Genomic DNA, 14,606 nt, shown 5'->3' on the forward strand with positions numbered 1-14,606 from the left:
GTAGAAAGGTTTAAAAAGTCGGCTCAACTGATTATATTCGCACCCTTAAAAGAAAATATAGAATGGCAATCATTGGTAGAATTAGAAACATGCGTTACCTCCTGGTAGGTATCACTGGTTTAGCTCTTTTAACTTTTATCCTTACCGGATTATTTGATAAAATCGGTTCTTCGGTTGATAGAGGTACATTAGGTACAATCGACGGAAATGAAGTAGATACGGCAGTATATTATACGAAATTGCGTCAGTTTGAAATGTCTGACAGACAACAATTTCAGCAACAGCAAAAAGAGTATACAGATAAGGATGCGGAACAATCTGCTGATAAGGCATGGACAGCTTCTGTAGATGAAATTATTTTAAAAGGAGAGTACGAAGCACTTGGTTTGGCTGTTTCTGAAAAAGAATTTACTTCTTTCCTTTATGGGGAGGAAGGATTTACCTTATTGCCGGAAATTCAACAAGCATTTACAGATCCTGCTACCGGTCAGTTCAATGCTGCTCAATTGGAGAAATACATTCAGGAACAGGAAAAATCTACTGATCCTGCTGCGATCGAAAACTGGAAAAGAACCAAAGAAGCAATTCGTACACAACGGATGCAGGAAAAATACTTCCAGTTCTTGGGGCAGGGAGCGTATGTAACAAAATTGGAGGCTAAAAACGAATATTTGGCAAAGAACGAATCCAAGTCCATATCATTCGTGATGGGAGCTTACCGTGAGATCACAGAAGAACAAATGAAGATTTCCGATAAAGAAGTTCGTGCATTCTATGAGAAGAACAAAGACAAGCCGAAATACCAGGTAATGGCAGGACGTGATGTAAAATACTTCGATGTAACGATCGTTCCTTCCAAAAAGGATTCGATGGCGTTCAATAAAGAACTGGCAGCAATCAAGAAAGCATTTGCTACCGAAACAAATGATTCCCTGTTCATTTTGGAAAATTCCGAACTGCCGAGAATGTACGCATCAGGTCATATGATGACTTTCCGTCCGGAAGGGGATCCGAAAGCACGCCAGGGAATGACATATCCTGCTGCAATGGATACGGTATTCAAAACAGCAACGATCGGTCAGATCGTTGGACCTTACAATGAGAATGGAACAACCCGCATCGCAAAGGTGTTGGATTTCAACTCGACAGTAATGAAAGTGCGTCACATTTTGATCAGTGCACAAAAAGGAGATACGAAGAAAATTGCTTCTGCTAAGAAATTGGCCGACAGTTTGGCGAAAGTGGTGAATGCTTCCAACTTTGAGGAATTCGTGAAAAAATATTCGGAAGATCCGGGATCGAAAGACAAAGGGGGTGTTTACGAAGATTTTATGGATTACGAAATGGTGACACCATTCTCCGACTTTGCAAAAGACAAACCGGTTGGAACAATCGGAGTGGTTCAAACGGATTTCGGATTCCACATCATGGAAGTATTGGATCGAAAAAGCGATTCCAGATTCCCGGTATTGGCAGTAGTTCAAAAAACACTGCTGCCTTCCGAGGATACAAAAATGAATTTGAAAGACAAAGCATACAGCTTGTTGGCGAAAATAGACAGAGAGTTAAACAAGAAAACAGATATCACGGATAAAATTATCTTGTTTGATACCATTGCACGTAGAGAAGGATATTACTCCAGACCTGCACGTATGTTTGATGAATCTCCGAAAGTACAAGGGTTCACAACTAAAATGGCGGCACAAACCATTTTGGAATTGGCTTACAATGACGAAGCGGAAGTTGGAGATTTGTGTTCTTCACCGATCCAGGATGACAACCGCCTGATCATTGCCATTGTTTCATCCATTCGTGAAAAAGGAGCTCCTGCATTGGTAGATACTTACGAACGTATGCGAACTGACGCGTTGAACGAGAAAAAAGCAAATTCAATCCTGAAGAAGATCGGATCTGTAACAAACTTAGAAGCATTGGCTAAAAAGTTGAAAACAGATGTAAAACAAGCAGAAGTAACGTTCGCATCACCAAGTATTCAGGGTGGTGGTTATGAACCGGAGGTAGTGGGAGCATTGTTCTCCGGAAAGATCAAGGATAAAATGTCTTCCAAAGCAACGGTTGGTCAATCCGGAGTATACGTTATCCGTGTGAACAAAACGGTAAAAGCTCCTGCAGCGAAAAACTACGATGCAGAGAAAATGCAGATGTTAGGTCAGATCAAAGGAAGTATTGCAAACTACTCCCGCCAGGCATTGCAGAAAAAATTGAACGTAATGGACAACAGAGCACTTTTGGAAGCTGGAATTGTTCGTTAAGGTTATAAATATATAAACAAGAAAAAGGTTGTGCGTTGGTACAACCTTTTTTGTTTTCTGTATTTTAGTTAAAACAGAACATACGAAAAGAACAGCCCTTAAAAAATCTCTTCAATGAATATCACGCTTATGCATAGGTATTTATTAAAGTAACAACTGACAATATGAAGTCATCAATCATCGCAATCGCCTCTTTCATTTCCTTATCTTGGAATTTAAATGCTTATGCTCAAACAAACGATTCATTAGGAAAGTCAAAAATCGATTTTTCAGTATTGGAACGAAGAATCCAATTTTCTTCCAAAAATGAATTGGGAGGATTAAAAGGAATAGGCCGTTTGAAAGATGCCAGTGATTACACGGCTCATAATTCCGAGTGGGCTTTGGAGTTAACGAGCACGAATGGAATTCAAACGGGTTCGTTTTTTGCCGGAATCGGTACAGGGGTGAGGTATTGGGGCAATAGCATAGTGGTTCCGCTTTTCCTGCATGTATCTTATGATTTATTAATCAACCGGAAGATCAGGGGCTTTTTCCTGCATGGCGATATAGGAAATCAATTCGGGACTCGTAAAAGCAATTCTCAAGGAGACAAAGAAACCGGAGGTTTCTATGCTGCTTATGGCCTGGGTTACAACATTCCGGTTAAAAAACAAACGCTGTATGTAAAAGCAAGTATGTGCCACCAAAGAGCCACTGCAGAAGGAAAATTTAGCGGTTTAGGACCAAGTACGGTTCCGGAGAAGTATAGCTTGAATTACCTGTTTTTCCGGGTCAGTGTGGGTTGGAGATTTACGAAATAAATAGAGTTATGAGAATCTTACTTTTATTCGTTTTAATAGGCTCTCTGAATTTTACTTTCGGACAAGAGAAGGAACAACCCTTAAAAAACCTCTTCAATGAATACCAGATTTCGATTAATCACGGAGCTGCTAATCCAAGAACTTTTTTTGGCGGAGGACTTGGGGCTGGTCATGTGTTCAGATCGGACAAAACTGTCGGATCAAAAGTGGGGTTAGAAGCAGACTTTTTTCATTTTTGGAATGGGGAAATTACACCGCCTTACAGTAATGAACCGAGAAGGAATCAGCACTATTATTCAACGAATATAAGCGTTCCTTTTGCATTTCAATTGAATTTTGGAACTCCTATTCATTTTCTGATTGAGCTGGGAGGTAGACTTGGAGTTAATGTACATACTCAATATTCGGCAGATGTATATCAAACAGCTATTGATTCAGAATCATTCGGAAAATTCGAATATGAAAAAACAACATTGAGTTTGGGAGCTTTTTTGGGATTAAATGGAGGAGTTGGTGTTATTATTCCACTTAATGAAAGATGTAATTTGGTCTTGAAACCGGATGTCGGTCTAAATTTGTATTCTGGCAAACCAGATTTCGCTGTAAATGCTGGACCACCGGCTAATGCTTACATTCGAATTAATTTTGGTTTAAGATTTATTAATTAAAGCTCGTAAGATAATTTAAAAGGTTGTGTCCACTGCGATACAGCCTTTTTTGTTTTCAGCTTCGAAATGATCAATATTCATCCTATCTTCATAGCAACGAATTAAACTGCAACAATGAAACTGCTTCGATCGATCTCTATGTTTGTATTTATGGTGCTTACTTTCGCAAATGCTGCTTTTTCTCAGTGTTTTGACGATACTTATGCAACAATCACTAACAAAGAATTGCTTCCCTGCAACAATCAGGAATGGGTACTGGAATACGAGGAGCAATTTGACGGAAAAGAATTGAATTCAAACCACTGGATCCTTCCTTATCAGGGAGTGTTGGCCGGATTTAATTTTGAGCGGGACGGTTCCAAAGTGTGGTACGCCAATACGAACACGCATCCCAAAATTCCGGTTTCCCATAACATCGTTGCTCAAAACGGAATCCTGAAATTGATTGCCCAAAAAGAAACAACCCCAATCGATGGAAGCTACGTGGTGGACTGGTCAAAAACTCCTCCGGGAAGAGATTCTTCTTCTTTTTTATACTCTTCTGCCTGGATCGAATCGCAGCGTATGTTTGGATACGGAAAATACGAAGCACGGATCAAAATCCCAAAAGGAAAAGGATTGTGGCCGGCTTTCTGGCTGTTCAATGGCGAAAATGGGAAACACAATTACGAGATCGACATTTTTGAATTTTGGAACGAGTATAATTGCGTTGGGAGATACAAGAAAAATCGCTTGTCCAAGAACCCACATTTTACCATCCATGGCGATAGCATCAATCGTACCAGTTCCCAATGTGCAGACGACCAGTATCCGTGTTACGGCAATTGGGGAAATTCAAAAATCGATTATAGTGACGATTACCACATTTATGCGGTAGAATGGGATTATTACAAGATCATCTGGACGATCGACGGAGAGGTTGTTCATTCGCTGTACCGGTTTAATTCGAAGAATGGAACGCCTACAGACTGCAACACTATCCGGGAAGGAGAGGAATACAAAGTAAACGAATCCTGGCCTTTTACAGACCAAATGCAGGTGCGATTCAACCTGGGCGTACAACACGGAAATGAAAACGACCCGAATGCAAGTGATGATTTTCCGCAGGCAATGGAAATCGATTATTTTCGTTTTTATCAAAAAGGGACTAATTAAAGCATACAACAACACCAAATCAACGGGAATATGAAAAACAGAATCTTAATATTCTTTTTCCTCTTGTCGGGATCCGGGTTTTCTCAATTGGATGAACAATCTTTGAGGAATTTGTTCAATGAGTTCCATGTTTCGGTTAACCACGGAATTGGCTCTGAACGCAATTTCTTCGGGGCGGGATTGGGCGTAAATCATGTTTTTAGAGCGGATCAGGCATTGGGAGCGCGAGTTGGTTTGCAAGCGGATTTTTATCACTTCTGGAACGGGGGAGTTTCTGGTCCCGAATTCAATAAATATGAAAGCAGGTATAATCAGCATTTTAACGCCCTGAATATCAGTGTTCCGATTGCTATGCAGGTTAATTTCGGTTATTCGGTAAGGTACCTGTTTGAAATGGGAGCCGAGTTAGGAGTGAATGCAGCTACTGCGTATTCGGCGGATATTATTCATTCTGGTTCTGCACCGTCGTAAAGGAACATGTTAATTCAACAATGAATTTGGGAGCGTTTCTTGGTTTTAATATGGGGGTTGGCGTCCGAATACCATTCAATGATGCGATTAGTTTGTTAGTCAAACCAGGCATCGGCGTACAGGGGTATATCTCGGGTTTCAAGAGCGACGGTTTAACCGCGGGAAACGCATATGCCAAACTGACTTTGGGGATTCTGCTTCAGAATTAGAACAAAAAAAGAGCGACTCGTTACACCGAATCACTCCTTTAAATAAATGGGGTTAAAAGAACTTATTTCTCAGTACCACCTCCTCCAATTTGTTTCTGCATTGGAACAGTAGCGCTTCGAACAATATTCAATAATTCAATATCAAATACCAAATCCGAATACGGAGGAATTCCGCCCGGTCTTCCTGCGGCACCGTATGCTTTGAAGTAAGGGATCACGAAAATACCCCTTCCGCCTTTACTCAATATGGAAATTGCTTCATCATAACCGGCAATCATTTGTCCCACGTTGTGTGTGAAATCCAATGGTTGATTGCGGTCACGGGAAGAATCGAATTTTGTTCCGTTTAAAAACGTTCCGGTATAATGCGTAGAAACCTGGTCTCCTTTATTTGCTTTTTCACCGTTTCCTTCGGTTTGGATCACGTAAACCAATCCGGATTCTGTTTGTTGTGCAGTCGGGTACTTTTTGCGGATCTCATCCAATAAATATACCCGGTATTCAGCTTCAGTCATTTTGGATGCCTTCTCGATTCGCTCTTTTTCAATGGCATCCAGGCGCGCTTGTTCTGCTCTTTTTACTTCCAGTTCAGCTTGCACTTTCGCATACGCTGTTTTGAATGTTTCTGTTGCATTCCACGATTTATATGCTTTCCCGTTACGAATAATGATCACTTTGGTCATCACATCGTTTTGTTCAATTTTATTTACAACATCTTGTCCTTCTACAACATGACCGAAAACAGTGTGTTTCCCGTTTAACCACGGAGTTTCTTTGTGCGTAATAAAAAACTGGCTTCCATTGGTAGCCGGTCCGCTGTTTGCCATGGAAAGAATTCCAGGTCCGCTATGTGTCAGGTCCGGTCGTGTTTCATCCGGGAATTTGTATCCGGGACCACCCATTCCAGTTCCTTGCGGATCTCCACCCTGGATCATGAAATCTTTGATTACACGGTGAAATTTCAATCCGTCGTAGAATGGTTTTGTAATTTTGATGGAATCAAAAAGGGTGATATTTCCTTCAGCCAGGCCAACAAAATTGGCAACTGTCATGGGTGTTTTTTCTTCTTCTAACTTAACAATAATATTCCCTTTCGTAGTAACAAAAGCGGCATAAATACCTGGTTGTGCATCTTTCGGCAATTCAATTTTTTGTGCCAAAAGCGAAGTGGTAGTAATACACAAAAGCATCAACGCTGAAATGTACTGAAGTCCTTTTTTCATATTCAATTATTTGGGTTTAAAAATAGCGCAATTTTGCGAATTGCAGGAGAAAAAACAAAAATTGGTCCAAAACTGTTAAGCTGTCATTTCGAGTAGCGAAGTATATCGAGAAAGACGGCGTATATCTATGTCTTGATACATCCCCTTTTGCGCTACTCTCCGGAAGGAATACCCGACAAGACATCCCCTTTGTGGTGAAAAATGAAAGTAGGAATAGGTGGAAGAAGCCATATTTGACGTTTCTTATGAGGAAAGTCATTTTTTGCTTCAAAAAAAACACGAAATTTGTTCTACAAAAACACACACACATGCGAATAGAACAATTATACACGAAATGTTTGGCCGAAGCGGCATATTTCATTGAAAGCGAAGGAGAAATTGCAGTTATTGACCCGTTGAGGGAAGTTCAGCCTTACCTGGATCTTGCCAAAGAATGGAAAGGATCAATCAAGTACATTTTTGAAACGCATTTTCATGCGGATTTTGTTTCCGGACACGTAGACCTTGCGAAGCGTACAGGTGCAAAAATCGTTTATGGTCCAACGGCCAAAACTAATTTTGAAAGCATCATTGCTGCAGATAATCAGGAATTTAAAGTGGGTAAAGTGACCATTAAAGTGTTGCATACGCCCGGTCATACACCCGAATCCGTAACCTATTTGTTACTGGATGAAAACGGAAAGGAAACGGCTATTTTCACCGGTGACACCTTGTTTCTGGGAGATGTCGGCAGACCCGATCTGGCAATCAAAGGAGATTTAACCCAGAATGATCTGGCAGGAATGTTATTTGACTCGTTGAGAAACCGGATCATGATCTTGCCTGATTCCATAACTGTTTATCCGGGACATGGTGCGGGAAGTTCCTGCGGAAAAAATATGAGCTCCGAAACTGTTGGGACACTTGGAGAACAAAAGCAAACCAATTATGCGCTGCGTGCAGATATGACGCGTGAAGAATTCATTAAGGAAGTAACCGAAGGAATTTTGCCTCCACCTCAGTATTTTCCTAAGAATGCCATGATGAACAAGAATGGATACGAATCGATTGATGAAGTGATTTCGAAAGGAAAAACAGCATTGAGTGTGGATGAAGTGAAAAGATTGATCGCGGATAATGTATTGGTATTGGATGTGCGTACCCAGGAAGAATACATCAAAGGTGCTATTCCCGCTAGTTTGTTTATCGGATTAAACGGGACTTTTGCCATGTGGGTAGGTGCTTTGATTGAGAACATCAATCAACCGATCGTATTGGTTGTTCCGGAAGGCAAAGAAGAGGAGACGGTAACTCGTTTGGCGCGTGTGGGTTACGATAATTGTGTCGGATATTTAAAAGGTGGTATCCAATCGTGGATCGAAGCCGGGGAGCCGGTTGAAACCATTGAATCGGTCACCCCTGAAAGCATTGCTGCCAAGATTGATTCGCTTCCTGTGCTGGATGTTCGCAAACCGGGAGAGTATGACGCAGAACACTTGGAAAACGCCGAGCATGTGGCATTGGATTTCATGCTGGATGACCTGGGTGGTCTGAAACCGGATAATACGTATTATGTGCATTGTGCAGGCGGATACCGAAGTGTGATCGCTATTTCCCTGTTAAAACGAAAAGGATTTAAACAGTTGATCGATATAGCAGGAGGTTTCGCAGCAATTAAGAAAGCAGGAATCCCGACGACGGATTTTGTTTGCAGTTCGAAAAAGTAAAAAGAATAAGATAAATTAAACAGAAGGGGCGCGATTAATCGCGCCCCTTCTGTTTTCCATAATTCGGTTCGTAATTCGGTGTTAAAAAGATATTTCCACTAAATTTGCGCCATGGAACAGAAAGAAGATTTATTAAAGGAAGTTATTTCTCACGCAAAGGAATACGGATTCGTTTTTCCTTCATCTGAAATTTATGATGGTTTGGCTGCTACCTATGATTACGGTCAGCTGGGATCTGAATTGAAGAATAATATCAAGCAGTACTGGTGGAAATCCATGGTACAGATGAATGACAACATCGTGGGAATTGATGCCGCAATCTTCATGCATCCAACTACTTGGAAAGCTTCAGGTCACGTGGATGCGTTCAATGATCCGTTGATCGATAATAAAGATTCAAAAAAGAGATACCGTGCGGATGTATTGATTGAAGAACACATTGAAAAGATCCGTCAAAAAATCAATAAAGAGGTTGAAAAAGCAGCAAAGAAATTTGCAGATGCTTTCGATGAAGGGCAGTTCCGTGCGACCAATCCGAATGTCTTGCGCAATGAGGAGAAGATCAAAGAGATCGAAGACCGCATGCGTGTGACTTTGGAGGAAAATGACTTGGAAGGAGTTAAAAAACTGATCGAAGATTTAGAGATCGTTTGTCCGATCAGTGGTTCCAGAAACTGGACAGAAGTGCGCCAGTTCAACCTCATGTTTTCAACCGAATTAGGTTCTGTTGCAGGAGATGCAGCGACTATTTATTTGCGTCCGGAAACAGCACAGGGAATTTTCGTGAACTTCCTGAACGTTCAGAAAAGCGGGCGGATGAAGATTCCTTTCGGAATTGCTCAGATCGGGAAAGCATTTAGAAACGAGATCGTTGCACGACAGTTCATTTTCCGGATGCGTGAATTTGAACAAATGGAAATGCAATTTTTTGTTCGCCCGGGAGAAGAGATGCAGTGGTATCATCATTGGAAAGAAACCCGTTTGAAATGGCACAAAGCACTCGGATTGGGTGAAAACTATTACCGCGAGCATGATCACATTAAGTTGGCTCACTATGCAAATGCGGCGTGTGATATTGAATTTGATTTCCCGATGGGGTTCAAAGAATTGGAAGGGATTCACTCAAGAACTGATTTCGACTTGAAACAACACGAGCAGTTTTCGGGAAAGAAATTACAGTATTTCGATCCGGAATTGAATCAAAACTATGTTCCGTATGTTGTTGAGACTTCAGTAGGTTTGGATCGGATGTTCCTGGCTGTGATGAGTGCGTCTTACAAGAACGAAAAACTGGAGGATGGTTCTGAGCGTGTAGTGTTGAGTCTGCCGGCACAATTGGCTCCTTATAAAGTTGCGGTAATGCCATTAACGAAAAAAGACGGGTTACCTGAAAAAGCAACGGAGATTTTGAATGATTTGCGTTTTGATTTCAATTGTCAATACGATGAGAAGGATTCTCCGGGAAAACGCTACCGCCGACAAGATGCGATCGGAACGCCTTATTGTGTGATGGTGGATCACCAGACTTTGGAAGACCATACTGTAACTATTCGTGATCGGGATACTATGGAACAGGAGCGCGTTGCTATTGCTGAATTGAGAGCAAAAATTGAAGAAAAAGTAAGCTGGAGAAACCTGCTTGCGAAATAGAAAGATTCTCTATACGGGGATAAGTGCAAGATTATCCACCATCTACCCTGGTAATTAATTGAAAGCATAAAATAGGCACGGCATTATCGCCGTGCCTATTTTTAATATTGTTGCGTCAATGCTGCTCCCTGGCAGTACCTTTCATGATTCCCTGAAGCAATCCATCAAATTTAATATCACCGCTAGATAAATTGCGGGTTTCATGAACATCGAAATTCTTCCCGAACCCCATCACGCTTCCGCGTACTTTTCCATCCAGCTTCAATTCAAATTTCTCGGCACTGACCAATTTGGCAATACGAAACAATGCTCCGTCACTTAGGCTAAGTTGCAATGGAATGGTATACACATTTTCAGATTTTCTCCTGACTTTGATCTTTTTGTCCAGATCGATTACACCAATTTCCAAATCATTGATGAAAACATTTAATTTTCCACTTTTAACTTTGAAACCGTAGCTGTTTTGATTGTCAACAGTTGCGTCGAAACTAACATGTAGGCTTCGGCCGTCTAATTTCCCGAATTTGAAATTGGAGTATCCTGAGACAATTGGTTCATCGAACTCACAACTCGAAATGGCGATCGCCAAGACGAATAAAAAAAGGATCTTCTTCATAATTACTTCATTGCTTCATTAAAATAATGGAAGAAATATGGAATGGTTTCAATTCCCTTGTAAAAATTGAATAAACCATAGTGTTCATTTGGCGAATGGATAGCATCGGAATCCAACCCAAATCCCATCATAACTGTTTTTAAGCCGAGTTCTTTTTCGAATAGAGCAATGATCGGGATGCTTCCTCCGCTTCGAACAGGAATCGGGGTTTTTCCGAACGTTTTTTCGTATGCTTTCGCTGCACTCTTGTAGGCAATGGAATCGACCGGTGTCACAACCGGTTCTCCGCCATGATGCGGATTTACGATTACTTTCACTCCGGCGGGAGCGATCGATTCAAAATGTTTGGAAAATAGCTCGGTAATTTTTTCCGGCTCCTGGTTCGGAACCAAACGCATGGAGATTTTTGCATATGCCTTTGAGGCAATGACTGTTTTTGCTCCTTCTCCGGTATATCCTCCCCAAATTCCGTTAACATCCAATGTCGGACGAATAGAACCCCTCTCAGGAGTAGTATATCCTGTTTCACCATAGACCGCATCTATATCCAACGCTTTTTTGTAGTGTTCTTCATTGAATGGGGCTTTTGCCATTTCAGCACGTTCTTCAAGGCTCAATTCAACCACATCCGCATAAAAACCTGGAATAGTAATGTGCTTGTTCTCATCATGCAATGAAGCGATCATTTTGGTAAGAACATTAATCGGATTTGCGACACATCCGCCGTAAAGACCCGAATGCAGGTCACGGTTTGGCCCTGTGACTTCGACTTCTACATAGCTCAGACCTCTTAATCCTGTCGTAATGGAAGGAGTATCGTTGCCCAGCATCCCCGTATCGGATACCAAAATGATGTCAGCTTTCAGACGTTCCTTATTTTCCTTGATAAAAATGCCCAGGTTGACCGAACCAACTTCTTCCTCTCCTTCGATCATGAATTTCACATTACATGGAAGTTCATTGGCTTTCATCATCGCTTCAAACGCCTTTACATGCATGAAAAATTGTCCCTTGTCATCACATGCACCGCGGGCAAAAATGGCACCCTCCGGGTGAATATCCGTTTTCTTAACAACCGGTTCGAATGGAGGCGAAGTCCACAGTTCAATCGGATCTGCCGGTTGAACATCGTAGTGACCGTAAATAAGAATGGTAGGCAATGCTGCATCCATAATTTTTTCGCCATATACGATCGGATGCCCGGCAGTTTTACAAATTTCCACCTTTTCAGCTCCTGCTTGTTCCAGGAAGTCAGCTACCTTTTCGGCTCCTCTGATCACATCCTTTGAATAGGCACTATCCGCTGAAACAGTTGGAATTTTCAGGAGGTCAAACAGTTCGTTTAAGAACTTCTCCCGGGAGTCTTGTATATATTTTTGAGTGTTTTGCATAAAAAATCTATTTCTGGAGCAAATTTGGTTAAATCATAGCGTTTTTAATCGAATAATTGTGATTAAAATTTAACAGTTAAACAAAATTTAATAATATTGACACATAAATGCAACCTTTAACGAATAAATAAGTCTAAAGGGTATAACTGGATTATAATGAAGAAAATTACTACGATACTTAGTTTTGGAATGTTACTCTTTTGGAGTAGCAACTCCTTGGCACAAATCACGGTTCAAAATACACAGTCTCCGTCCTCTTTGGTGCAGAATGTCTTAATGGGAACAGGTGTTGTTGCTTCAAATATTACCTTTAATGGTTCTGCCGTGGACGCTCAGATGCCTCAGGGAAATGTCACGTTTTTTAATAATAATGGTTCTGCATTCCCGATTTCGACTGGGGTATTGTTGACATCCGGTAATGGAAGTGCGGCAGTCGGTCCGAATAACTCAGGTTCATTTTCCAATAACTTGCCGGCTACATCAATGGTTTCTACAGATCCTGATTTGATTGCTATTTCAAATGATGATCCGACCAATGGAGTTGTTTTGGAATTTGACTTTGTTCCGGCTGGAGATACTATTAGCTTTCGATATGTATTTGCATCGGAAGAGTATCCGGAGTTCGTAAATGCCGGATTTAACGATGCGTTCGGATTCTTCCTTTCCGGTCCTGGAATCTCTGGACCATATTCAAATAGTTCTATAAACATTGCTTTGGTTCCGGGAACATCGACTCCGGTTACCATTGACAACGTGAGCCCGTCTACAAATTCAGCTTATTATGTGAATAATGTAAATGGTGTTGCTTACGGAACTGCTATTCAGTATGACGGAACGACAGTTGTTTTAACAGCAAACGCAAGTGTACAATGTGGTCAGACATATCATATCAAATTGGCGATCTGTAATATCTCTGATACTGGTTATGATTCAGGAGTATTCTTAGAGGCCGATTCATTCTCTTCGGAAGCTGTTGATATTGCTGTAGCAACGGTTACAGGTGATACAACAGTAATTGAAAACTGTACCAGTGCGCAATTTATCTTCTCGCGTCCTCAAACGCAATTGGGAGATACCTTGCTGGTGAATTATGATATCGGCGGAACGGCTATTATGGGTACGGATTACAATAACCTGGCAAACCCGATTACTTTCCTTCCGGGAGAAGATACCATTGTAGTTACCTTATTTCCTACGGGAGATGGAATTACAGAATCTCCTGAAACGGTAATTATTACTGCTACGACCATTACGGAATGTGGTGATACCATTGTAACGACCGGAACATTGTATATTATTGACGGATCAACATTACCGATCAATGAATCCAATCCTACGGTATTCTGTGCAAATGATTCTGTACTGGTAACGGCGACAGCCAGTGGAGGGTTTGCACCTTACACATATGCCTGGTCGTATGCTGGTCAAACGGGAAGTTCGGCCTATGTACCAATTTTACAAAATGGATCAATTGATTACATCGTGACGGCTACGGATCAATGCGGAAACATGGGAACAGATACGGTTACCGTTACAATGAATCAAACATTGGCAATTGATACCATGATGACATTCCCGGCTTCTGCTTGTACACCGGATGGTGCTGTTAGCGGAATGGGACAAGGAATCACGGGTCAACCACATTATCACTGGGAAGGTCCGAACACCGGTGGACCAAGTCAAATAGATGCTTCGGTGATGCAAAATCTTTCCCCGGGATGGTATGTATTTACCATTACAGATAACGTATGTTCAGTTACCGACTCGGTATTCCTGACAAGCGAACCGGGACCAATTGCGGATATGACGTTAAGTTCCATTTCGGGTTGTAACCCATTGACTGTTACGTTTACCAATAATAGTCAGAATGCAACGACCTATGAATGGTATTTTGGAAATGGAAACAATGTAACGGTGAATGATTTGAGTTCACAAACGCAGGTATTTACGGCTTCTGCGGATCAGGCACTGATTGCAATCAACGGACCGTGCAGAGATACAGCGTTTGCATCTGTTTTAATCGTGGAATGTGGTTGTACGGATCCATCGGCAACAAACTACGATCCAACGGCTGTTCAAAACGACGGATCATGTATTTTCCCTGAACCGAGTGTAATTGTTCCGAATATCTTCACACCAAATGGAGATTCGAACAACGATGTATTCAAATTAACAACGGTAAATGCTACGGAAGTTATCCTGAAAATCAATAACCGGTGGGGGAATAATGTATACGAAGGTTCCGGTTTAGATCCTTATTGGGACGGAAAAATCAATGGAACAATTGCTCCTGATGGAGTTTATTTCGTGCAGTATACGGTGAAAGGATTGATGGGTAAAGAAATTACCGGTCAGGGATTCCTGCAGTTGATCAGATAATAATCAGGACCTCAATAAAAAGGGGGCGAGTCATCTGACTCGCCCCCTTTGCTTTTTTATTC

At 41.4% G+C, this 14,606-nt stretch carries 11 protein-coding genes; 8 read left to right on the plus strand and 3 right to left on the minus strand.

Annotation, left to right across the window (positions count from 1 at the left end):
- Nucleotides 1–62: 62 nt before the first annotated feature.
- The 5 genes from FO442_RS07160 to FO442_RS07180 all read left to right on the plus strand — a co-directional run bounded on the left by FO442_RS07160 (nt 63) and on the right by FO442_RS07180 (nt 5,370).
- Nucleotides 63–2,273 carry a peptidylprolyl isomerase gene (locus tag FO442_RS07160; protein WP_144332484.1) on the plus strand — a complete coding sequence of 737 codons (2,211 nt, stop codon included), beginning with the start codon at nt 63–65 and terminating at the stop codon, nt 2,271–2,273.
- A 164-nt stretch (nt 2,274–2,437) separates the two neighbouring features.
- Nucleotides 2,438–3,076: a hypothetical protein gene (locus tag FO442_RS07165; RefSeq protein ID WP_144332485.1), complete on the plus strand. Its 639-nt coding sequence runs from the start codon at nt 2,438–2,440 to the stop codon at nt 3,074–3,076.
- Nucleotides 3,058–3,744 (plus strand): hypothetical protein, encoded by a 687-nt coding sequence (locus tag FO442_RS07170; RefSeq protein ID WP_144332486.1) that lies wholly within the window; start codon nt 3,058–3,060, stop codon nt 3,742–3,744. Before FO442_RS07165 ends, FO442_RS07170 begins: the two co-directional genes overlap by 19 nt.
- Before the next feature lie 114 nt (nt 3,745–3,858).
- The gene (locus tag FO442_RS07175) at nt 3,859–4,899 is read left to right on the plus strand and encodes a glycoside hydrolase family 16 protein (RefSeq protein ID WP_144332487.1); all 1,041 of its coding nucleotides are present in this window, start codon (nt 3,859–3,861) and stop codon (nt 4,897–4,899) included.
- A 30-nt stretch (nt 4,900–4,929) separates the two neighbouring features.
- Nucleotides 4,930–5,370, plus strand: coding sequence for a hypothetical protein (locus tag FO442_RS07180; RefSeq protein ID WP_144332488.1), 441 nt, complete (start codon nt 4,930–4,932; stop codon nt 5,368–5,370).
- A gap of 271 nt (nt 5,371–5,641) precedes the next feature.
- Here FO442_RS07180 and FO442_RS07185 read toward each other — a convergent pair whose 3' ends face one another.
- Nucleotides 5,642–6,802, minus strand: a complete 1,161-nt coding sequence (locus FO442_RS07185) for a peptidylprolyl isomerase (RefSeq protein ID WP_144332489.1) — start codon at nt 6,800–6,802, stop codon at nt 5,642–5,644.
- A gap of 308 nt (nt 6,803–7,110) precedes the next feature.
- On the opposite strand from FO442_RS07185, the gene FO442_RS07190 reads away from it, so the two are divergent.
- Nucleotides 7,111–8,508: an MBL fold metallo-hydrolase gene (locus FO442_RS07190; RefSeq protein ID WP_144332490.1), complete on the plus strand. Its 1,398-nt coding sequence runs from the start codon at nt 7,111–7,113 to the stop codon at nt 8,506–8,508.
- Between the two features lie 111 nt (nt 8,509–8,619).
- Nucleotides 8,620–10,158 carry a glycine--tRNA ligase gene (locus FO442_RS07195; protein WP_144332491.1) on the plus strand — a complete coding sequence of 513 codons (1,539 nt, stop codon included), beginning with the start codon at nt 8,620–8,622 and terminating at the stop codon, nt 10,156–10,158.
- Between the two features lie 115 nt (nt 10,159–10,273).
- On the opposite strand, the gene FO442_RS07200 is transcribed toward FO442_RS07195, so the two are convergent.
- Together FO442_RS07200 and FO442_RS07205 are read right to left on the minus strand one after the other, a co-directional pair.
- Nucleotides 10,274–10,774: an LEA/WHy family protein gene (locus FO442_RS07200; RefSeq protein WP_144332492.1), complete on the minus strand. Its 501-nt coding sequence runs from the start codon at nt 10,772–10,774 to the stop codon at nt 10,274–10,276.
- A gap of 2 nt (nt 10,775–10,776) precedes the next feature.
- A complete protein-coding gene (locus FO442_RS07205; RefSeq protein WP_144332493.1) occupies nt 10,777–12,165 on the minus strand; it encodes a dipeptidase in 1,389 nt (462 codons plus the stop codon).
- A gap of 156 nt (nt 12,166–12,321) precedes the next feature.
- Between FO442_RS07205 and FO442_RS07210 the strand changes: the two genes are divergently transcribed.
- Complete coding sequence (locus FO442_RS07210; RefSeq protein ID WP_144332494.1) at nt 12,322–14,544, plus strand: choice-of-anchor L domain-containing protein; 2,223 nt, start codon at nt 12,322–12,324, stop codon at nt 14,542–14,544.
- The last annotated feature ends 62 nt before the right edge of the window (nt 14,545–14,606 follow it).

The organism is Fluviicola chungangensis (assembly GCF_007558725.1).
In the GTDB taxonomy this organism is placed as follows: Bacteria; Bacteroidota; Bacteroidia; order Flavobacteriales_D; family Crocinitomicaceae; genus Fluviicola; species Fluviicola chungangensis.